Source organism: Mycobacterium saskatchewanense (genome assembly GCF_010729105.1).
GTDB lineage: Bacteria > Actinomycetota > Actinomycetes > Mycobacteriales > Mycobacteriaceae > Mycobacterium > Mycobacterium saskatchewanense.
On record NZ_AP022573.1, the window covers coordinates 4317129 to 4338456 of the forward strand.

Sequence of the window (21328 nt, forward strand, 5' to 3'; positions counted from 1 at the left end):
CGGCAAATTTCGGTGGACAGCGGTGGCACCATAGGGGGCGTGACTACCCACCAGCTGCCCGTGCACGGCCCCGGTCATCAGGCCGGTCATCACCGGCAGCGCACGTTCGCGCAGTCGTCCAAGCTCCAGGACGTCCTGTACGAGATCCGCGGGCCGGTGCACCAGCACGCCGCGCGACTCGAGGCCGAGGGGCACCGGATCCTCAAGCTCAACATCGGCAACCCCGCGCCGTTCGGCTTCGAGGCGCCCGACGTCATCATGCGCGACATGATCCAGGCGCTGCCGTACGCCCAGGGGTACTCCGACTCGAAGGGCATCCTGCCGGCCCGGCGCGCGGTGGTCACCCGCTACGAGCTGGTCGAGGGCTTCCCCCGGTTCGACGTCGACGACGTCTTCCTGGGCAACGGGGTGTCCGAGCTGATCACGATGACGCTGCAGGCCCTGCTCGACAACGGTGACCAGGTGCTGATCCCGTCGCCGGACTACCCGCTGTGGACGGCGTCGACGTCGCTGGCCGGCGGCACCCCCGTCCACTACCTGTGCGACGAGACGCAGGGCTGGCAGCCCGACATCGCCGACCTGGAGTCCAAGATCACCGAGCGCACCAAGGCGCTGGTCGTGATCAACCCGAACAACCCGACCGGCGCCGTCTACGGCCGCGAGGTGCTCACGCAGATGGTGGATCTGGCGCGCAAGCATCAACTGCTGCTGCTCGCCGACGAGATCTACGACAAGATCCTCTACGACGACGCCAAGCACATCAGCCTGGCCACCCTTGCCCCCGACATGTTGTGCCTGACCTTCAACGGGCTTTCGAAGGCCTACCGCGTCGCCGGCTACCGGGCGGGCTGGCTGGCGATCACCGGGCCCAAGGACCACGCCAGCAGCTTCATCGAGGGGATCAGCCTGCTGGCCAACATGCGCCTGTGCCCCAACGTGCCCGCTCAGCACGGGATCCAGGTGGCCCTCGGCGGCCACCAGAGCATCGAGGACCTGGTGCTTCCGGGCGGCCGGCTGCTCGAGCAGCGCGACGTCGCCTGGGAGAAACTCAACGCGATTCCGGGCGTCTCGTGCGTGAAGCCCGAGGGTGCGCTGTACGCGTTTCCCCGCCTGGACCCCGAGGTCTACGACATCGAGGACGACGAGCAGCTGGTCCTGGACCTGCTGCTGTCCGAGAAGATCCTGGTCGCCCAGGGCACCGGCTTCAACTGGCCCGCACCCGACCACCTGCGGATCGTGACGCTGCCGTGGGCGCGCGATCTGGCGGCCGCGATCGAGCGGCTGGGAAACTTCCTGGTCAGCTATCGCCAGTAATCGCCTCTACCGTGGAGCGCGTGACGCACTCCCACTCGCACGGCCTGCCGCCCGGCCCGTCCCCGTTGCGCCCGCTGCCCGCCCACATCGTCGTGGGGCTGCTGGTGGCGATCGGTCTGGCGGTGCTGGCCGGGGCGATCGTGTTATGGCCGAGCCGGCAGCACGTCGACATCCCGGTGCCGTTCCAGAACGCGTCCGGGGGCGCCGTGAGCACCCAGGCCGGGCACGTGCTGTCGAGCGCCCTGGGCGACTGCGGTAGCCCGTCGGCAAGTCAGGTGCTGACCACCGCGCCGGCGCCGGCCGCCCCGGGTGCCGGGCGGTGCGTGCAGACGCTGGTCGCGATCGATTCGGGGCCCAACGCCGGCGCCAGGACCCTGCTGGAGTTCTCCCCCGGCCCCGGCCAGCCGCAGTTCGCGCCGGGGGATCGCGTCCGGCTCGTCCGGCAGGTCGACGACCAGGGCGCCACCAGCTACTCGTTCTACGACTTCGAGCGCGGCTGGCCGCTGGTGGCACTGGCCATCGCGTTCGCGGTGGTCATCGTCGCGGTCGCGCGCTGGCGCGGGCTGCTCGCCCTGGTCGGCATCGTCGTCGCGTTCGCCGTGCTGGTCGTCTTCCTGCTGCCGGCGCTGCGCGACGGCGCGCCCGCGGTCCCGGTGGCGCTGGTGGCGTCGGCGGCCATCCTCTACGCCGTGATCTACCTCGCGCACGGCGTCAACCTGCGGACCAGCGCCGCCCTGCTCGGCACCCTCTCGGCGTTGCTGCTGGCCGCCGGTTTGTCTTGGGCGGCAATACAACTGACGCACCTGACCGGCCTGTCGGACGAGCAGAACTCGGCGGTCAGCGCGTACCTGGGCAACGTGTCGATCAGCGGCCTGCTGCTTGCCGGCTTCATCATCGGGTCGCTGGGCGTGCTCAACGATGTCACGGTGACGCAGGCGTCGACCGTCTTCGAACTCGCCCACCTCGGCGGGTCATCGTCGCGCCGGGCCGTCTTCCTGGGCGCGCTGCGCGTGGGCCGCGACCACATCGCCAGCACGGTGTACACGCTGGTACTGGCCTATGCCGGCAGCTCGCTGCCCCTGCTGTTGCTGTTCAGCGTCGCCAATCGCTCGCTCGCCGACGTGCTGACCGGCGAGAGCGTGGCCATCGAGCTGGTCCGGTCCGCGGTGGGCGGCATCGCACTGGCGCTGTCGGTGCCGTTGACGACGGGGATCGCCGCGGTGCTGGCCACTCCGGGCCGGGTCACCTCCGACGTTCCAGCAGCTCCAGCAGGTACGACCCGTAGCCGGACTTGAGCAGGGTGTGGGCCCGTTCGGCCAGCTGTTCGTCGCCGATCCAGCCCCTGCGCCACGCCACCTCTTCGGGCACGCTGACCTTCAGGCCCTGCCGCCGTTCCAGGGTGCGGACGTAGTCGCTGGCGTCCAGCAACGAGTCGAATGTTCCGGTGTCGAGCCACGCCGTGCCGCGGGCCATCACCTCGACGGAGAGCCGCCCCCGGTTGAGGTAGATCTGGTTGACCTCGGTGATCTCGTACTCGCCGCGCGCCGATTTCTTGAGGCCCCTTGCGATGTCGATCACGTCGTTGTCGTAGAAGTACAGTCCCGGCACGGCGAAGTTGGATTTCGGGGTGGCGGGCTTCTCCTCCAGCGAGAGCGCCATGCCGTCGTCGGCGAATTCGACGACGCCGTAGGCCGACGGGTTGGCCACCCAGTAGGCGAAAATGGCTCCGCCGCTGATGGTTTGGAAGCGGCTCAAACTGGTGCCCAGGCGCGGCCCGTAGAAGATGTTGTCGCCCAACACCAATGCCACCGAATCGTTCCCGATGTGGTTGGCGCCCAGGACGAATGCCTGCGCCAGCCCATCCGGCCTCCCCTGCGTCGCATAGGTGAGGTTGATGCCCCACTGCGACCCGTCACCGAGGAGCCGCTGAAAGCCCCCGGCGTCGTGCGGGGTGGTGATGACCAGGATGTCGCGGATTCCGGCCATCATCAGCGTGGACAGCGGGTAGTAGATCATCGGTTTGTCGTACACCGGCAGCAGCTGCTTGCTGATGCCCTTCGTGATCGGGTGCAGGCGCGTTCCCGAGCCGCCCGCCAAGATGATGCCGCGCATGTTTTTGGCTCCCTATCGATCCCTATTCAACCCCTATTCGACGAGGTCGTCCTCGGTGAGTTCGGTGGCCGCCAGCGCCGACGCCAGGTCCGCGTGCCGGAACACCGAGGTGACGCGGTCGTGGACGACGCGAAAGGCGGACGCGGCGTCGGCTCCGTCGGCCTTCTGCTCGACGACCACGACGCCCTCGTGCACGTACAGGCGGCCCGGCTCCGCCTTTGCCGGGCCGGCGGCGGCCCACTTGCGGAGCGCCTCGTGGCCCTGGGCGGCCCCGTGCGCGTCACCGATCTCGATGTCGTCGCTGGACAGGGCCACCAGAGTGTCCAGGTCGGCGGCATTGAGGGCGTCGTGCCAAGCCAGGACGGTGGCGATCTCCGATGTAGTCATGGTCAGCAAGTTACCGTGTGTCCGCGGTCCTCACAGCGGCGTTCGGTCCAGCCAGGTCCGCCAGACGGCGTCGTCGCCGAAGAGTTGGATGCCAGTGTCGCCGACCGGCACTCGGCGCAGCATCGCCAGCAGAAGCTCGGTGGCAGCGCCGCGCAGCGCCACGCTGCCCTTGCCGTGCTCGTGCGCCCAGGCGATCTTGCCGCCGTCGGCACGGGCGGTCCACTCGCCCGTTTCGCCCAGGTTCGGGTCGGTGGCGTGCAGGTGCAGGGTGTCCCCGTGTTCGAGTGGCAGTGGCGCGCCGTTGGCCCCGGCCTGGATCGCGACCCGTTCCAGCCACTCGGTGATGGCGTCGGCCGCGATGTCGGGGGCGAGGGTGTACTCACCGCCCAGCGCGAAGGCGGCGTCGGCGCGGTGCACCGCGGTTTCGTGCAGCCGGCGCCGGACCCACCAGTTCGCCGGACGGGGCCCGAGGAACGTCCACACGGGCGTCTCGGGGCCCGTCAGCTCGACGGCGTCGACCAGGCGCTGGGCGCCGCCTTGCATCCAAGAGACGGCGTCGGCCGGATCGGGCGGGGGCTTGCCGCCCTCGACGGCGCGGAGGTCGGGGGCTTCGTCGAGCCGGTCGCGCACGATCTGCGCCGCCCAGCGGTGCCCGCGGCCGACGTGCCGGAAAAGCTGCTTGAGGTTCCACTCCGGGCAGGTCGGCACCGGCGTGGACTCGTCGATGTCGCGGAACAGTTCCGAAAATGCGCGGTTCTCGTCGAGGAATGCGGCCGCATAGTCCACGGCGGTCAGGCTACTCGCACGGGTTATCCACAGTTGGGAGTTCGTCCACAGGCGGGCGACGGGCCGGCCTCGGGTGTCGCCGCTGACGACTATTTTCGAACACATGTGCGACACCTTGAGTGTTTCGGAGTTGCGGTCGGCGACCGATGGGCAGCTGGCGGCGATGATCGGGGCGGGTGCGCGGGACGAGGCGAGGGCCGCGGCGCGGCGGTTGGCGGCGATCGCGGAGTTCGTGGTGCGGCACGCCGATGGGCCGACCGAATCCGCGCATTGGTCGTGTGACAACTGGGACGCGATGGCCGCCGAGGTGGCCGCGGCCGGGCACGTCAGCCATGCGATGGCCTCGGGGCAGATGTATCTGGCGGTGGCGTTGCGCAGCCGGCTGTCGCGCGTGGGAGCGTTGTTGGCCCGCGGGGTGATCGGTGTGCGGCTGGCCTCGGCGATCGTGTGGCACACCGACTTGATCAAAGACCCCGACACCCTGCGTCTGGTCGATGAGGCGCTGGGCGAGGATGCCGCGCAGTTCGGTCCGCTTTCGGTGGCCAAGGCCGGCCAGCGCATCGACGCCATCGTGTCCCGCCATGACCCCGCCGCGGTGCGCCGCTACCGCGCCGGGGCCCGCGGCCGCCACGTCTCGATCACCCCTGCCGACGACGCGTCGGGCACCGCGGGCCTGTGGGGGTCGCTGTATGCCACCGACGCCGCCGTGCTCGACCGCCGGTTGACCCAGCTGGCCCGGCAGGTCTGCGACCACGATCCGCGCACCGTCGAGCAGCGCCGCGCCGACGCCCTGGGCGCCCTGGCCGCCGGCGCCCAGACCCTGGCGTGCGGCTGCGCCAACCCCGACTGCCCCGCCCGCTCCGAGGTCGACCCGCGCGCCGCGGCGGTGACCATCCATGTGGTGGCCGATGCCGCCGCCCTGACCGCCCCGCCCGACCCGCACACCTCCGGCCAACCCGAGCGCCGACCGCTCACCCCCGAGATGACGCTGGCCGAGGCGCTGGCCCCCGACCCCGAACCCGGCCCCCCAACACCACTGCCGCCCGCGGCCCACCTCACCGGCGGGGCCACCCTGCCCGCCGCGCTGATCGCCGAGCTGGCCCGCGCCGGCGCGCGCGTCAGCCCCCTACTGATGGCCGCCGGGGCGCCCGCCGAGCCGGGCTACCGGCCCTCGGCCGCGCTGGCCCGGTTCGTCCGCTGCCGCGACCTGACCTGCCGCTTCCCCGGCTGCGACCGCCCCGCCGACCTCACCGACATCGACCACACCATCGCCTACCCAGCCGGGCCCACCCACCCGTCCAAGGTTAGATGCTGCTAATATACCCCCATGGCGAAGATGAAATCCGCTGGTCAGCGGGCTGGGGTGCGGTCGGCGGCGATTTACGCGCGTATCTCGGCTGATGTGGAGGGCACCGGGTTGGGGGTGGCGCGGCAGTTGGAGGATTGCCGCAAGCTGTCTGCTGACCGCGGTTGGCCGGTTGGCGATGAGTATGTCGATAACGATGTGTCGGCGTTCTCGGGCAAGCCGCGTCGGCAGTATGCGCGGATGCTGGCCGATCTGGCATCAGGGGCGCGGGATGCGGTGATCGTCTACAACTTGGACCGGTTGCATCGCCGACCGGTGGAGTTGGAAGAGTTTGTCGCTTTGTGTGAGTCGGTGGGTGTGCGAGACGTGGCTACCGTGACCGCCGATATTGACCTGGGTAACGATGACGGGTTGTTCATGGCCCGGATTTTCGCCGCGTTCGCCGCCAAGGAGTCCGGGCGCAAGTCCGCACGTATTCGCCGCAAGATGTTGCAGAACGCCGAACAGGGACTACCGCACGGCTCGGTGCGCCCGTTCGGCTACGAGGACGACAAGATCACGCTGCGGACGTCGGAGGCGGCGGTGGTGCGTGAGATGGTGGACCGCTACTTGGCGGGCCAGTCGTTGTTGTCGTTGACGGTGTGGCTCAACGACTCCGGCGTTTCCCCGGCGGTGGCCAAGTCGTGGCAGACCTCGGCGGTGCGCCAGATCCTGTGCTCGGGCCGTATCGCCGGGCTGCGGGAGCATCGTGGTGAGGTGATCGGGCCTGCGAAATGGCCGGCGATCATTACGCCGGCGGAGCGGGACCGGATCTTGGCGCGTATCGCGGCGCGGTCGGTGACCAAGACGCGGGCGGCGCGCACATATGTGTTGTCAGGGATGCTGCGGTGTGGGCGTTGCGGTAATCGGCTGTATTCGCAAGCCCGGCACAGTAATCCCGATCATCGGGTGCGCCGCTATGTTTGTCTGAAAGGACCCGATCATGGCGGCTGTGGTCGGCTGACGGTGGTCGCCGAACCGGTTGAGGCTTTGTTGACTGATGCGGTGTTGACCCGCCTGGATTCTCGGGATCTGGCGAAGGTGTTGGCCGGCAAAGCCAGCCCTAATCATGATGTGGCTGCGTTGGCGGCGGCCGTGGAGGCCGATCAAACGCGCCTCGATGAGCTGGCCGGTTTGTATGCCGACGGCGCGATCAGCGCGCGGGAGTGGATCGCGGCCCGCGACCCGATCACCAGCCGCATCCAGCAGGCCAGGCGTGACATCGCTGAGGCCACCGATACCAGTGAGGTTTATGAGTTGGCGGGCACCGGCGGGGCGTTGCGCGGCCAATGGCCGGACCTCGACGTGGAACGCCAGCGGAGCATCGTCAAATCGATCCTGGATCACGCGGTGATCGCACCGGGCACCCCCGGTTCCCGCAGTCTCGACATTAACCGCGTGCAACCCCATTGGCGCATCTAGGTTTTCGGCGTCGCGGATGCTCCCTGGCGAGTGCCGAGTGTGTGTCTGGGCTGGTGGGCCGTCAAGGCCAAAGCCGCACGCGGTCGAAGCCAGCTTCGAGCCTGGACGGCCCACCAGCCCAGACACCAGGAATGCTCTTATCGCCGGGAAGGGTTGTGTTGAAATAACTTTCGTCGTCTATCCGGTTGGCCGGTGACGGTACGGTGCCTTTGCGTGCTCAGCGCAGGAGGGTTGCGATGGCAGCCAGGGTGGTGGGGTCGGTGACGGTGACGGATAGGGCTTGGCGTTCACATGAGGCGGTCAGCCAGGCTATGAACTCCGGGCGCTCGTGCAGCGGGACCGCGCCGGCATCGTGGTTGTTGGCGGCGCCGCCCGCGGGCGTCGTGGCCATCACCCTGCCCCGCGTGGTGGCGGCGAGATGCGGGTGGAGACAGTCCGGGATTCGGTGATACCGGTGATGCGGGCGCTGATGTGGCGCAGGGCTGCGGAGATGACCAGGACGCGGTCACCGGCGCTGGCGTGTCCGGCGCGGTCGAACTCCCACAGCATCTCATCGGTGTCGATCGGTTGCTGCTGCCTGCCGGTGCTCGCCGTCACGTCGTCAGCGAAATGGGCGGATTGCGTATCGTCCTGTCGCCCTGAATGTTTGGCTATCTGGTTACGGGTCCAGGTGGCGCGGGCGGCGCGCAGGGCACCCATGGTGGTCGAATAGCGCCGCGATTTGGTAGTGATGTGGCCGCGGTAGCCCAGGGTGTGCAGCCAGCGCCCAATCCCCGCCAACGACGGACCCGCGGACGCTGGGTGTTCGGCGAGTCCGGCGATGGTGGACAGGATGGCCCGCACATGTTCAGTAACGTCGAGTTCGCCGATCGCTTCTGCGGACAGCCGGCGCGCGGTGATGCCGAAGTCGTGCAGGGATTTGGTGACGTATTTCGCCAGATATGCCGCAACCCTGCGCGGCGACAACCGCGAGGCCGAAGCGACTGCGGTGTCGTCGACTTCGGAATCGCTTGCGGTTATTGGTTCGGGTGTCAATGGTTGGGTATCAATTTGGGTGCCGAACCGCACCGTGCGCACCCGCCCGGGTTGGCGTAATCGTCGTCGCCGGCGGGCACGTCGATACTGACGCGACTGGCAGCGTGTTGGATCAAGGCGGCCAGCTCGGCGGCGGTGATCGCTGACGACCAGCCGGGATGCTGCTCGGCTACCGGACGAGACAACCTGCCACCCGCGGGCGGCGGGCCGTGACGATCGTGGTCACCTGATTTCGTGGTGTCGTTGGTGGCGGGTGGCGGGTCGAGGCGGATCAGGGCATGGATGTGGGGTATGGCGCGGGCTTGCAATTCAACGACTTTGACGAAGCTGACCCGCACCGAGCCGGGCTTGACGCCAACTGTTTTCAGGTGCGTCGCCACGGCGCGCCGTAGTGCGATGGTGAACCGCCGCCACAGCTCGGGCAGATGCCAGGTGAACAAGATATGTCCCAGATAGTCGTAGCAGTCCGCGCACAATGGTTGGCCCACCAGAGGGTCATCGACACTGTGGATTATGGTGCAGCGCAGGCAGTTTCCGTGCCGGCAGCGGCCCGCCGACCTGTTGGGTATGGCGTGACACGGAGTTCCGGTGGCGTTGTGCACGGCCCCGTAGCTGGGGGCGGTCAAGGTGGTGAACACTTGCGGACGGTTGGCGACCTCGACGGGTATGTCGTGGTGGCCGCCGGCGGCTCCGGCGTGCACGAGTTGCCAGGTGTCGCGGGCGTAGAGGTCTGAGCATGACGGGCACACCGCGTGACGGCGGTTGTTGCAGCGCGTCCACACCGTGTGCTGACGCCCGGCGGTGTCGACACCGAGCAGCTGGATCGGGTGGGCGCAGTAACCGACCGATTCCACTCGCCGCCACCACGACCCGAAACCGGGTGAGGAGGCGCGCCGGCACATCTGGGTGACCACCGCATCGGCATCGATGGTGGCCGGCAGGCCCGGCAGCACGATCACCGGGCTCTGCGTCGTTACGGTCTTCACCGATTTCCCTGTTCGCCTGAACGCGGTGCCCGAAAGGTGCGGGCCAACAAGGTGATATCGCGATCGGTGACGTGAAAGGCCCGGACCCGTATCGGGTCGGCGGTGCCATCGATCATCACGTACCCGATGCCGGGGGTGGTATCAGCGATCAGGTCGCATTCGGCGCCGGCATCGCGGGCTCCTTGGCCCAAGACCATGGCGGTTTGGGTAGCCTCGGTCATCCGCAGCCCGATCCGCACGGTGAACAACTGCCGTACCGGCAGGGTGTCTTTGGCCGGGTCTTGCACCGCGGCTACCACCGATATCCCGACCGCACGCCCTTGGGATAACAGCAGGCCGAGGAGTTGTTCTGTCTCGGCGCGGAGTTTGCGGTCGGTGACATAGGCGGTCAGCGCGGCGATCTCATCAATGATCAGCACGATCAACGGCTCAGCGAGGGCGGGGGTGTGCAGGCGGGTGTGCCCGCGCAGCCGGGTGGCGCGGGTCTGCATCAGCTTCACCAGCTCGCGCAGCAGTTCCACGGTGGGCTGACCGGTGTGGTAGCAGAACCGGGCGAACAGCGGCGCGCCAGCACCGAGTTCCATGCCGCCTTTGGGGTCGATCACCCACAACCGCACCCGCCCCGTTTTAACGTGGGGTGCCAGCCCGGCGATCAGCGACCACAACACCGAGCCTTTGCCGGCTCCGGTGGCACCGGCGGCCAGGATGTGCTGGCCCAACACCGGTAGGTGCCACCAGCGCCGCGATTCGGTGACCCCGACCCGCACCGCGCCCAGATCGACCGCCGAACCCGGGGTTGGCATGGGCACCGCGATCGGCTGGCCGAGCACATCCCCGCGGCCGATGATGATCCGCAGCTGGCCCGGCGTGGTGGCGCGGATCGTCAACCGCTGCGCGTCCCAGGTCGCCGCCAGTGCGAGGGCGCGTTTCTGCCAGTCGGCAATCGACTGGCCGGTCACCACCTTGACGATCAGCACGTCGGCGTGATGGCCGATCCGCACCGATTGCAGGGCAGGCACCAACGTGCGTTCACCCAGTTTGGCGGTCAGGCCGTGCAGGGCGCAGACCGATTCCCAGTTGCGGTGATAACGCCACCACGCCCAGAAACGCTGCCGCAGCGGAGCGCTGACCCACCGGGTGAATGAGGCCGGCTGGCACACCCACCAGCCGAGGTATGCCACGGCCTCCACAACGGCGGTCAAAACGCCGGCTCGGGCGCCGTGACTGAAACCGACCCAGATGGCGACGACGGTGGGAATGCTCAGGGAGGGAAACAGGATTGCCCACCACAGCAGATACCCGGCGGCTTTGAGTAGTCCGACGATCAGCTCGCCGATCCAGTCATCATCGGGTGATGGATTGTTGTTGTGGTTCTTACGGTTTGGACTATTCGACATGACGGTCTGCCTTCACTTACGACGGGGAAAGAAGGGGCGGGAGCGTCGGCCCGGCAGCCCATAGGCGCACGCTGTCGCGGGGCTGCCGGGCCGGCCTGCGGTTACCGGGCCTGCTGGCCCGTCTTGACGGTGGCGAGGTCGGTGGCGGTGATGGCTTCGGCGCGGTACGCGATGCCCGAGCGGCCGTCTTGCGACCACGGCAACGCCACCAGACCCGTCACAGACACCGGCTGGCCGACAACGACTTTCGGTTCCCCGACCACGGTGACCGCCAGCACTTCACCGCCGGTGGCGTCCAGGGCGATCAGCTGCACCTGCCACAACGCCTGCCCGGTGGCCTTGTCCACGCGCGGTGCACCGGTGTCGAAATTCGTGCGCTGCTCGGGAATCCGAGTACAGAGGAACGTCACCCCGGTGGTGTCGATACGTAACTTCATGGATTGCTGTCCTTCCTTGCGGTGTTGGCGCGGTCTGTTCGGCCGCGACTCAAGGACAGCGCCATCCCGGATGCGCCCGGAAGTGACAGGCAGTGATACTGGTGATGACCGCACACGCGCACACGTAGCTGACCTGCGCTGATGTATGCGGCATGATCGAAGCCATGGCCGCAGTCGACCCGATCCGGGCACTCAATGCGCAGCGGCTCAGCCAAGCCCGCAAACGCTACGGCTACAGCTTGCGTGAGTTGGCGATCGAGGTCGAAAACGTGCGCAAGCTACGCGGCGACCCGACCTGCCCGCGCGGGAATCCCTGCGGCAAAAAATCGCCCAGATCGAGCGGACCGGAATGCTCGGCCCGCTGTGGCGTGAAGACCTGGCCGCGGTGTTCGGCGTCGAACCCGACGAAATGTTCAGCGTGCCGATCGCCACCGAGCTGCCGCACCCGCTGCTGATACAACTACCCGTCGACCGTGACGTACTCGCCGTCATCGAGGCCCAGCAACATGCCCACATCCAAGCTGAGCACACCTTCGGCCCCCAACACGCCCGCCCCCTGGTGGAATCCGATCTGGTCACCATCGAATCCCTGATTGCCCACGCACCCTCGCAGGTCAAGGCAGAGATGCGGCGCGCCGCTGGGGCTATCGCCGAAGTTGCCGGGTGGATCGCCCAAGACCTCGGAGATCACGCCGCCGCGGAGAAGCTCACCCACACCGCAGCCCTGCACCTACGTACGGCCGGCCCGCCATTCAACGCCATAATCTTGATGCGCCAATCCAACATTCTCACCCGCACCAACCCCGACCTGGCCACCGCCTTGGCCACCGATGCCGCCGACCTCATCGACGGCCACGACGTGGGTCGCCTGGCCGCCAGCATCGCCCGCCAACAGGCCCTTGCCGAGCTGGCCAATCACAATGAGCGGGGATTTCATCGCTACGCCGCCGCAGCCCTCGAACTCGGTGACCTGCAACCCCACCCGCATGATCATGCGATCTATGCCCACGGCGCCTACGTCGCCAGCGAGATCGCCTCCGGCTACCTGCGCATCGGTGACCCGGATAAAGCCCTAACCCTGCTCGCCGGGCACCATCACGCCTGGACATCACAGCAGCACCGCGATCAGACCGTGGCCGATATGCGACTCCTGCACGCCTACATCGCCACCGGCGAATACCAGCAAGCACTGGCACTGACCGCCGCAGCGATCCCGGGCTACCTGGCCGCGCCCTCAGCGAGCCAGGATTCATCTGGCCAGGGCAGGCACAATCGTGCGAGACCGTCGACGGCGAAACAAAGACCCGATCCTGCAACAGCTCGCCGGCCGCATCAAAAACGCCACCCAAGGAGTCACCCCGTGAGCCGTCGAATCATCCCCGACACCACCACCACCACCGACCCCGCGGCCACCCACACGGTCGCGGTGCTGCCGGTCGGCTCATTCGAACAACACGGCCCCTACCTTCCGCTGGGCACCGACACCCTCATCGCCACTGCCATCGCATCCGCAATCAATCAGCACCACAACGTATTTCAGCTACCACCGGTCGCGTTCAGCTGCTCCCACGAACACGCCGCCTACCCCGGCACCATCAGCATCAGCGCCACCACCTTGGCCGCGATCGTCGCTGACATCATCGAATCGCTGGCACAGCAGAACATCGCCGGGCTGATCGTCGTCAACGGCCACGGCGGCAACGCCGTACTCACCAACGTCGTCCAACAAGCCAACCACCCCAACAACCCCGTCAAGGTTGGGCTCTACCCCAGCCGCGAAGACTGGACCGAAGCCCGCACCGCCGCAGGAATCCACAGCAGCAACCACGACGACATGCACGCCGGCGAACTAGAGACCTCCATCCTGCTCGCCACCCATCCCGACTACCTGCGCGACGGCTGGCAGACCAGCGACCACACAGCCAACGACCGCCGCTACCTCACCAGCCTCGGCATCCACGCCTACACGCCCACCGGCGTCATCGGCTCACCATCCCAGGCCACCGCCGCCAAGGGCAGCAGTGCCCTCGACCACCTCGGCCGCAACGCCGACACCCTGATCGAACTCCTCACCACACGTTGAGCACAAGCGACAGCTCGGCGGCTACCTTCCGGGCTTCGCTGCGCTCCCTTCGCTTCCGTCCGCTGGCGCTCCCGTCCGCGCCGGTCGCTCCACTGCGCCCTGCGTCCGCCGCCGAGCACCAGACCAGCGCCCACCACTCAGTGAGAACACCGGCCGTGTTCGCGCCTGCCACCGCCAGGCCAACGGCGTTTGCGCCTCTCGCGCGGCGACCAGAGCCGGGCCAGACCGCCGGCCACCGTGGGACACATGCCCTGACCTCGCACGTGAGGACTTTCTTTACTGCTATTTAACGGTGGATCCGACCTTGGCATTTGTTAGTTGCCGGTCGGGGTGATCCGGCCGTTGAAGGTGATTGCGAACGCGTTGAGTGCGGGCTTCCACCTCATTGCCCATCGTGCCCTACCTCGCCCGGTCGGATCTAGTGATCGGGTAACGAGATACAGGCATTTCAGGGCAGCTTGGTCGGTAGGGAAATGCCCGCGGGCGCGAATCGCGCGCCGGTAGCGGGCGTTGATCGACTCCACGGCGTTGGTACCCGGTATGAAATGGGGTGGAGGCCCACGTGGTTCTGTCTTGCCTGGTCAGACGTACTAGGCATACGGTGCGACCGTCCGGAACAGGGGCCTTCGGGGAACACGTATGGGCAGGCCGTTCTTGCTCGATGGGCTGCGAGCCCGTGTTAGTAGTTGGCCGCCCCTGCGACTTGTCCGGCTGCGCTGCGAGCGCGTATCCGTAGGTGTCGTTCCGTCCCAGCGGTTCCCCGGCCAAGTGATCAGCACGGAAGGGAGAACCAGGCGGTGGTCAGATATGTCGGCATGGATGTGCACCGCGAGTTCGCGCAGCTGGCGGTGGTCGAGGACGGGATCCTCCGCGACGAAGGCAAGATCGGAGTGACGCCAGAAGCATTGCGGGCGTGGGCGTCTGAACTACGCCCGGATGATGAGGTGGCGTTGGAGGCCACCGGAAACAGCGATGCGATCGCTACTCTGCTCACACCGCTGGTGGCCCGTGTGGTGGTGTCGAACCCGTCGAAGACGCGGGCGATCGCCGAGGCGAAGGTGAAAACCGACAAGGTCGATGCGCGGATCTTGGCGCAGTTGCTGGCAGCGGATTTTCTGCCACCGGTGTGGCTGCCCGACGATCGGACCCGCAGTCTGCGCCGGCAGGTGATGCGTCGTGCTCACGTGGTGCGTCAACGGACTCGGCTGAAGAATCAGGTGCACGCGATCCTGGCCCGTAACCTCGCACCGACGCCGCCGGTGTCGGATTTGTTTGGCAAGACCGGTCGGCACTGGCTCTCGCGTCAGCCGTTACCTGCCGATGAACGCGCCAGCGTGCAGGCGTTGTTGCGTCAGTTGGACTTTCACGCCCATGAACTCGCTTTGGTCGATAGAGAGCTGGCCCAGAAGCGCTCACCGATCCGATGGTGGCCCGGTTGATGACCATCCCTGGTGTCGATGCGATCGCCGGCATCTCCATTGTGGCCGCGGTCGGCGACTTCTCTCGGTTCGACGATCCCGACAAGTTAGTGGCCTATATCGGGCTCAACCCGAAGGTGCGCCAGTCCGGGAATTCCGCGCCGGTGCACGGTCGGATCAGCAAAGCCGGCCGCGCCCATGTGCGTGGTGTGCTGGTGGAGGCGGCCTGGTCGGCCAGTCGCGCACCAGGGCCCTTGCGTGCGTTCTATCAGCGCATCAAATCCCGACGCGGATTTCAGACCGCGATCGTGGCCACCGCCCGCAAGATGACGGTGCTCGCATGGCATTTGGTGACCAAGGACCAGGACTACGCCTTCGCTCGACCAGGGCTGGTCACCCACAAGCGCCGAAAGCTCGAACTGGCCGCCGGGGCGCCGTCACGCCGCGGCAACTACCGCCAGCCCGGCGCGACCTATAACAGCAAGCACCGCCGCGACGAAGAGAACGCGGTCGTCGAACAGGCCGAACGTGCCTACGAAGTCCTCGTCGCCCACTGGCAACCCCGCAAACCCGCCACCAATCACCGCTCACCTTGACGATTTCATCCGTGGAGCAGATGACCCGACGTATCTCGACGTCGTAGTCCAGGAAGGGCACGAACTCGCTCCAGGCGTTCTCCCAGAGCCGGATGATCGCCGGGTACTGGGGACCCCATTTCGCGGTGAATTCGACGAAGCGTTCCTTGGCCGCGGCCTCGGTCGCCGCGGTATAGACCGGCCGAATGTCGCGGGCGATCTGATCCCAGTACTTGCGGGACGCGTAGCGAAAGGTGTTGCGCAACAGATGAATGACGCACGTTTGGATGATCGCTCGGTCCCAGACGGTGTTGACTGCCTCGGGCAATCCTTTCAATCCGTCACAGACCACGATGCACACATCGCCGGTGCCGCGGTTCTTGATCTCGGTGAGCACCGACAGCCAGAACTTGGCGCCTTCGCTGCCCTCGCCGGCCCACAGCCCGAGGATGTCGCGCTCGCCTGCGCAGGTGACCCCCACGGCCACGTAGATGGGCCGGTTGGTGACCTGCCCGTCGCGGATCTTGACGAAGATGGCGTCGATGAAGACCACTGGATATACCGCTTCCAGCGGCCGGTTGCACCATTCGGCCATCTCGCCGACCACCTTGTCGGTGATCCGGCTGATGGTGTCTTTGCTGACGGTGGCGCCGTAGACGTCGGCGAAGTGTGCCGCGACCTCGCCGGTCGTCAATCCTTTTGCCGTCAACGACAATACGATCTCATCAATACCGGTCAGGCGACGCTGTCGTTTCTTGACGATCTGCGGGTCGAAGCTGCTGTTGGTGTCACGGGGCACCTCGATCTCGACGGGCCCGATCTCGGTGAGCACCGTCTTGGCCCGGGTGCCGTTTCGGGAATTGCCGCTGCCACGGCCCGCTGGGTCATGCTTGTCATAACCCAGGTGCTCGGCCATCTCCGCGTCCAGCGCGGTCTCAAGCACGTTCTTGGTCAACTGATTGAGCAGCCCGTTGGGGCCGACCAATTCGACTCCTTGTTCCTTCGCCTGCGCCAGCAGCTGCTCAGCCAGCTGCCGTTGATCCAGTTCCATCGCCACAGGATCGAGTGTTTCTGACATCGTCAGTCCTTCCCGCCAAGCACCGCTCTGAGCCGTCCCGGTGAGTCCGGAGACTGCATTCGTTGAATCACCCTGCCTTTGGTGGGGTGCGTTTGTGATCGTAGTAGAGCGTCTCGACGGCCTCGGGAGTGAAGTCGTCGAGGTACTCGTGGGGGCGTTCGGTGTTGAACCAGACCACCCATTCAGCGGTCGCCAGCTCGACCTGGTTGACGTCGCGCCACGGGCCTTGCCGGCGGATAAGTTCGTTCTTGAACGAGCCGACGGTGGTCTCGGCCAGCGCATTGTCCAGCGCATCGCCAACCGAGCCGACGGAGGGATCCACGCCCTCATCGATGAGCCGCTGGGTGAAGGCCACCGAGGTGTATTGACTGCCCGCGTCGCTGTGCGCAATCAGCCCGTGCAGACTGGTGGTGCCGTCCTGGGCGCGAGTGAAGAACGCATGCTCGATAGCGTCGAGGACCAGATCGGTGGTCATGGATCTGGCGGCCCGCCAGCCTAGGATCCGGCGGCTGTAGGCGTCGATGACGAATGCGACGTAGACGAATCCCATCCAGGTCGACACATACGTAAAGTCGGCCACCCACAACCGATTTGGCGCCGCGGCATAAAGCGGCGGTCCACCAGATCCGGGTATCGCCGATGAGTGTCGTCGGCGATGGTGGTCTTGTGCTTGGATCCGTACCGCGCGCCCTCCCAACCGTTCTCGCGCATGATCCGCTCCACCGTGCACCGGGCGACATCGTGACCCTGGCTGCGTAGCCAGATCCACAACTTGCGTGACCCCAGCGTCTGGACGAACTTGCCCTTTTTCTTGTCTTCCCGCGCCGCGGTGATGATCTCGACCAGCTCGGCGTCATGGATCTGCCGTCGTGTCGGGGTCTTGTTGATCCACTCGTAGTAGGTCGACGGGCTGATCGGCACGCCATGCTCAGACAGCACCGCACACATGGGCTCGACACCCCAGCGCAGCCCGGCCCCGCCGTTGGGGCCGGCCACCTGGTGGTCCTTGTGTTCGGCGATGAACCGGATCACCGTCTCCCGGGCCGGTCGAGCTCGGCCCCGAAGAAAATCGCCGCTGCTTTCAAGATCTCGTTGGCCCGGCGCAGCTCGGCAATCTCCTTGCGCAGCGCCTTGTTCTCCTCGGCCATCGCGGAGGTCACACCCGGCCGCTGGCCGGTATCGACCTCCGAGCGGCGGATCCAGGTCCGCAACGTCTCCGGTGTGCCGATCCCCAACATGCCCGTGACCGCCGTGATCGCCGCCCACTGCGACGGGTACTGCGGGCGCACCTCAGCGACCATGCGCACCGCACGTTCACGAAGCTCGTCGGGGTACTTGCTGACACGTCCCATAACCCAGATCCTCCCAAGATCGGGAGTCTCCGGAAACGCCGGGACGGCTCACTGGGGGCTGACCCGTCGATGACCTACATCTGCGCCTATTTCACCCAGGTCTTGAATTCACGGGTCATTTGGTGCAGTGAGAGATCGAGGTCGTCAACTCGTAGGCCTACTGGTCTGGGCCTTCTGGTGAAGGTCGGCGAGCAGTGCGGTGTCCGCTGGATCGTGCCCCGCCGACTTTACCCTCCACAATGAGGTAACCGTTCTCGTCGACCCTGATCCAGTCCACTGCGGCGATACGCGTGTCGTCGGGGGAGAAGGGGCCGGGGGGTTGGTCATCGGGTTGGGGGATGGCGTCTTGGCGTCGAGAAAGTTCCAGTTCGGCGTTGCGGTAGTCGTCGTAGGTGTCGCGCAAGATTCTGTCGACCCACAGGCCGATGACGACGAGTTCGGTACGCTGTCGTACGAGATCCTCGTCGTCGACGCCGACAGTTGACTGCAAGGTTTGACGCACCCGCTCGGCCTCCCAGGAGCCGGGCCGCCCGGCCAGGATTTGTTCGGTGCCTTCGATGTTGACGGCGGCCGCGGCCAGGGCGTGGGTGACGAACTCGGCCCAGTCGATCGGTAGCGCTGCGCGGGAGTCGCGATCCGGTTCCCATTTCCCCGAACTATGTTGACGCATCGGCTGATTCGTCAGATGAGCGGCCTCCGTCAGGGCGGCGATCACGTCGTAGAGGACTTCGTCGTACGGTCGGGGAACCATCGTCTCGGCCGCAGTCAGATATCCGGTGTCGAACAGCGCCGCCGAGAGGACCTGACGATAGGGCCGGCCGATCTCGGCGGCCATAGCCCGCAAGTTGTCTCGTGTTGGCAGAGAGGTCAATTCGCTGATCGTCACTGCATCAAGGATTGCCGCGTGACGCCAATACGGTTCGCCCAAGCCGGTGTCGGACGCGTTGTGACCGCGCTTGTACTCGTCGATCACCGAGCCCGGTGCCTGGTGTCAGGCAGCGCCAGCCGGTAACTCAGCATGTCTGCCGCCGATACCAACGACGAATCACTCAAAGGTATTAACCGACTACACCCCATGAATGACCGGGGCTAACCACGGAGGCCTCTATCCGGTCCATATTCCTTACGGTTTTTGCAGGGTGTTCGTGGCTGTCGGCCGTAGGCTTCGAGTACCCAGGGACGTCGGGTATGGCTTTCCATATTCTGCCTTTGGTGATGGCTCGAATCGATTGGCCGCCCGGGCGTCCCGCGACGACTCGACCGCTAATTGAGAGGTGCGATCTAATCGCTGTGTAAGGACACGTCGGCGTGGTCGTCTGGTGGGTTCAAAGACCGACAACGAACACGGAGGTGGTTGTGCCACAGCAACTATGGGCGGGTGTGGATGCCGGCAAGTCAGAGCACCATTGCGTCGTCGTCGACGTTGATGGCAGGAGGGTGCTCTCGCGGCGGGTAGCCAACGATGGCGACACTAAACGAGTTGATCAACGCGGTCACCACGCTCGCTGATGGGGGCGACCTCACCTAGGCGATCGACCTGGCCGGTGGTGGTGCTGCGTTGCTGATCACGCTGCTGCTGGACGCCTCCCAGCGGCTGCTCTACATCCCGGGCCGCAGTGTCTATTACGCATCGGGCGCCTATCGCGGCGACGCGAAAAGCGACGCCAAAGACGCGGCGATCATCGCCGATCAAGCCCGGATGCGCCGTGATCTACAGCCGCTGCGTTCCGGTGATCAGATCACCGTGCAGCTGCGCATCCTGACCGCTCGGCGCGCTGATCTGGTCGCCGATCGCACCCGAGCGCTAAACCGGCTGCGCGCTCAGCTGCTGGAGTACTTTCCCGCCCTCGAGCGGGCGTTTGACTACGGTCAACACAAGGCTGCGCTGATCTTGCTCACCGGTTACCAAACCCCCGAGGCACTGCGTCGCGCGGGCGCCGCGCGGCTGGTGGCCTGGCTGCGCAAACGCAAGGCCCGCACCGCCGAGGCGGTCGCCGCCGCCGCACTCGAAGCTGCCCACGCTCAGCACACTGTGCTGCCCGGACAAGACCTGGCCGCCGCCATGGTGGCCCGGCTAGCCCAGGAGGTGATCACCCTCAACACCGAAATCGCCGACACCGAGACGATGCTCGAGGAACGATTTCGCCGCCACCGCCACGCCGAAATCATCCTGAGCATGCCCGGCTTCGGGGTCATCCTCGGCGCCGAATTCCTCGCCGCAACAAGGGGAGACATGAGCGCTTTCGACTCCGCCGATCGTCTGGCCGGCATCTGCGGGCTGGCGCCGGTACCGCGCGACTCCGGGCGCATCAGCGGCAACCTCAAACGCCCCCGCCGCTACCACCGACGACTCCTGCGCACCTGCTACCTGGCCGCCCAAAGCGCCGCCCGCACCGACCCGGCGTCTCGCGCCTACTACGAACGCAAACGCGCTGAGGGCAAACACCACCGACAAGCCGTCCTAGCCCTGGCCCGCCGACGCCTCAACGTCCTGTGGGCCATGCTGCGCGACCACACCACCTACCAAATCCCAACCGCCGCAGCGGCTTGACAAACCCATTGAGAATCGAATGGGTCACACGAGGCTGCAGCTGACCACGTTTTAGCCGCTAGACGGTACGGTACTGGACTGTACTACGGCGACGGTTCTATCGTGGGCGCTGTGTCTCGGATTGCCGATCACCCCGCGGAGTCCGCGCCGTGGTCGCCGCGGGAGGCCGAGTTGCTTGCGGTGACATTATGGCTGCTGCAGCAACACGGGTATGACCGGTTGACGGTGGACGCGGTGGCGGCCACCGCCCGCGCCAGCAAGGCGACGGTGTACCGGCGATGGCCATCGAAAGCCGAACTGGTATTGGCCGCGTTCATCGAGGGGACCCGCCAGGTCGTGGTCCCGCCCGATACCGGCACACTGCGGGGAGATTTGCTGGAACTTGGGGAGTTGGTGAGCCAACAGGCCCGCCAGCACGCCAGCACCATCCGCGCGGTGCTTGTCGAGGTGTCGCGTAACGCCGCGCTCAACGAGGCGATACGGCATCAGTTCCTCGAGCAGTGGAAAGCCTTGATCCAGCACATCCTGAAGCAGGCCGTTGACCGAGGTGATATCGCGGGCGCCGCCATCGACGACGAACTTTGGGACCTACTTCCCGGCTACCTAATGTTCCGGTCCATCATCTCTAGCCGACCCCCCACCCGTCGCACCGTGCAAGCCCTGGTCCTTGACTTCATCATCCCCAGCCTCACCTGATCCACCGGGTAGGGCGGTTTAGCCCCTGTTGTCTTCGGCGACGCCTCGCAGGCGTGAAAATGTGGTCGGGTTGCCCACCGACGCCGACTTTCACTCTGGTTTGTGGGCCCGTGGTTTAGCCTGGCGCCGGGCCCGACCTGGGAGGGTCACGCACTGTTGCTTCGAGCAGCCGGTCAGAATTTCGGTTCCTCGACCGAGGCCCCAGCAACCTCCCCATGAAATATCGATGTGATGGGAGGACAAGCGAAGTGAAATGGTCAACGTCCGCGACGTGAACAACGACACGGTGGACGCGGTGTGGCTGGTCACGTTCACAGAAGGGCGTGCTGCGGCCATCGTTCGTGCCGGCACCGG

18 protein-coding genes and 5 pseudogenes are annotated in these 21328 nt (G+C 66.4%); 9 read left to right on the forward strand and 14 right to left on the reverse strand.

The window, feature by feature from the left end:
• The first annotated feature begins 12 nt into the window (after positions 1–12).
• Both G6N56_RS20300 and G6N56_RS20305 read left to right on the forward strand, forming a co-directional pair.
• Positions 13–1314 carry a pyridoxal phosphate-dependent aminotransferase gene (locus G6N56_RS20300; RefSeq protein ID WP_085254553.1) on the forward strand — a complete coding sequence of 434 codons (1302 nt, stop codon included), beginning with the start codon at positions 13–15 and terminating at the stop codon, positions 1312–1314.
• A gap of 20 nt (positions 1315–1334) precedes the next feature.
• The gene (locus G6N56_RS20305; RefSeq protein ID WP_085254560.1) at positions 1335–2609 is read left to right on the forward strand and encodes a YibE/F family protein; all 1275 of its coding nucleotides are present in this window, start codon (positions 1335–1337) and stop codon (positions 2607–2609) included.
• Here G6N56_RS20305 and rfbA read toward each other — a convergent pair.
• The 3 genes from rfbA to G6N56_RS20320 are packed head-to-tail and all read right to left on the reverse strand — an operon-like array spanning position 2557 to position 4599.
• Positions 2557–3426, reverse strand: coding sequence for a glucose-1-phosphate thymidylyltransferase RfbA (gene rfbA / locus G6N56_RS20310; protein WP_085254554.1), 870 nt, complete (start codon positions 3424–3426; stop codon positions 2557–2559). The genes G6N56_RS20305 and rfbA overlap by 53 nt on opposite strands.
• 33 nt (positions 3427–3459) lie before the next feature.
• Entirely contained in the window at positions 3460–3813 is a 354-nt protein-coding gene (locus G6N56_RS20315; protein ID WP_085254561.1) for a nuclear transport factor 2 family protein, read from the reverse strand.
• Between the two features lie 30 nt (positions 3814–3843).
• Entirely contained in the window at positions 3844–4599 is a 756-nt protein-coding gene (locus tag G6N56_RS20320) for a maleylpyruvate isomerase family mycothiol-dependent enzyme (protein WP_085254555.1), read from the reverse strand.
• A 103-nt stretch (positions 4600–4702) separates the two neighbouring features.
• Between G6N56_RS20320 and G6N56_RS20325 the strand changes: the two genes are divergently transcribed.
• On the forward strand, positions 4703–5917 hold the full coding sequence (locus G6N56_RS20325) for a DUF222 domain-containing protein (protein ID WP_163645151.1): 1215 nt from the start codon (positions 4703–4705) through the stop codon (positions 5915–5917).
• A 9-nt stretch (positions 5918–5926) separates the two neighbouring features.
• Positions 5927–7366, forward strand: coding sequence for a recombinase family protein (locus tag G6N56_RS20330; RefSeq protein WP_024637089.1), 1440 nt, complete (start codon positions 5927–5929; stop codon positions 7364–7366).
• A gap of 217 nt (positions 7367–7583) precedes the next feature.
• Here G6N56_RS20330 and G6N56_RS20335 read toward each other — a convergent pair whose 3' ends face one another.
• The 5 genes and pseudogenes from G6N56_RS20335 to G6N56_RS20355 all read right to left on the reverse strand — a co-directional run bounded on the left by G6N56_RS20335 (position 7584) and on the right by G6N56_RS20355 (position 11436).
• Positions 7584–7760 (reverse strand): hypothetical protein, encoded by a 177-nt coding sequence (locus G6N56_RS20335; protein WP_163645069.1) that lies wholly within the window; start codon positions 7758–7760, stop codon positions 7584–7586.
• Positions 7757–9303: pseudogene (locus G6N56_RS20340) on the reverse strand (replication initiator). The gene G6N56_RS20335 and the pseudogene G6N56_RS20340 overlap by 4 nt, the downstream one beginning before the upstream one ends.
• A gap of 80 nt (positions 9304–9383) precedes the next feature.
• Entirely contained in the window at positions 9384–10784 is a 1401-nt protein-coding gene (locus G6N56_RS20345) for an FtsK/SpoIIIE domain-containing protein (RefSeq protein ID WP_042909775.1), read from the reverse strand.
• A gap of 101 nt (positions 10785–10885) precedes the next feature.
• Positions 10886–11221, reverse strand: a complete 336-nt coding sequence (locus G6N56_RS20350; protein ID WP_024637274.1) for an SCO3933 family regulatory protein — start codon at positions 11219–11221, stop codon at positions 10886–10888.
• Complete coding sequence (locus G6N56_RS20355; protein WP_163645070.1) at positions 11218–11436, reverse strand: hypothetical protein; 219 nt, start codon at positions 11434–11436, stop codon at positions 11218–11220. Before G6N56_RS20355 ends, G6N56_RS20350 begins: the two co-directional genes overlap by 4 nt.
• Before the next feature lie 1145 nt (positions 11437–12581).
• Between G6N56_RS20355 and G6N56_RS20365 the strand changes: the two genes are divergently transcribed.
• Positions 12582–13304 (forward strand): creatininase family protein, encoded by a 723-nt coding sequence (locus tag G6N56_RS20365; RefSeq protein WP_042791982.1) that lies wholly within the window; start codon positions 12582–12584, stop codon positions 13302–13304.
• 314 nt (positions 13305–13618) lie between these two features.
• On the opposite strand, the pseudogene G6N56_RS20370 reads toward G6N56_RS20365, so the two are convergent.
• Positions 13619–13846: pseudogene (locus G6N56_RS20370) on the reverse strand (transposase); the annotation flags it as partial.
• A gap of 273 nt (positions 13847–14119) precedes the next feature.
• Between G6N56_RS20370 and G6N56_RS29865 the strand changes: the two are divergent.
• A complete protein-coding gene (locus G6N56_RS29865) occupies positions 14120–14743 on the forward strand; it encodes an IS110 family transposase (protein WP_408632639.1) in 624 nt (207 codons plus the stop codon).
• Positions 14743–14934, forward strand: a pseudogene (locus tag G6N56_RS29870) (IS110 family transposase); the annotation flags it as partial. The gene G6N56_RS29865 and the pseudogene G6N56_RS29870, both read left to right, overlap by 1 nt.
• A 181-nt stretch (positions 14935–15115) precedes the next feature.
• Here G6N56_RS29870 and G6N56_RS20380 read toward each other — a convergent pair.
• From G6N56_RS20380 to G6N56_RS20390, 5 genes and pseudogenes are all read right to left on the reverse strand, one after another.
• Positions 15116–16375, reverse strand: coding sequence for an IS256 family transposase (locus G6N56_RS20380; RefSeq protein WP_408632640.1), 1260 nt, complete (start codon positions 16373–16375; stop codon positions 15116–15118).
• Positions 16376–16442: 67 nt separating this feature from the next.
• Complete coding sequence (locus tag G6N56_RS29215) at positions 16443–17144, reverse strand: IS3 family transposase (RefSeq protein WP_332103328.1); 702 nt, start codon at positions 17142–17144, stop codon at positions 16443–16445.
• Positions 17114–17323 (reverse strand): annotated as a pseudogene (locus G6N56_RS29220) (IS3-like element ISMyma3 family transposase); the annotation flags it as partial. The gene G6N56_RS29215 and the pseudogene G6N56_RS29220, both read right to left, overlap by 31 nt.
• Before the next feature lie 80 nt (positions 17324–17403).
• A complete protein-coding gene (locus G6N56_RS29225; protein WP_042791966.1) occupies positions 17404–17727 on the reverse strand; it encodes a transposase in 324 nt (107 codons plus the stop codon).
• A gap of 157 nt (positions 17728–17884) precedes the next feature.
• Positions 17885–18562 carry a hypothetical protein gene (locus G6N56_RS20390; protein WP_085240914.1) on the reverse strand — a complete coding sequence of 226 codons (678 nt, stop codon included), beginning with the start codon at positions 18560–18562 and terminating at the stop codon, positions 17885–17887.
• A gap of 515 nt (positions 18563–19077) precedes the next feature.
• Here G6N56_RS20390 and G6N56_RS20395 point away from each other — a divergent pair.
• Both G6N56_RS20395 and G6N56_RS20400 read left to right on the forward strand, forming a co-directional pair.
• Positions 19078–20278, forward strand: a pseudogene (locus G6N56_RS20395) (IS110 family RNA-guided transposase).
• A 99-nt stretch (positions 20279–20377) separates the two neighbouring features.
• A complete protein-coding gene (locus G6N56_RS20400) occupies positions 20378–20974 on the forward strand; it encodes a TetR/AcrR family transcriptional regulator (protein WP_096288364.1) in 597 nt (198 codons plus the stop codon).
• Positions 20975–21328: the final 354 nt, after the last annotated feature.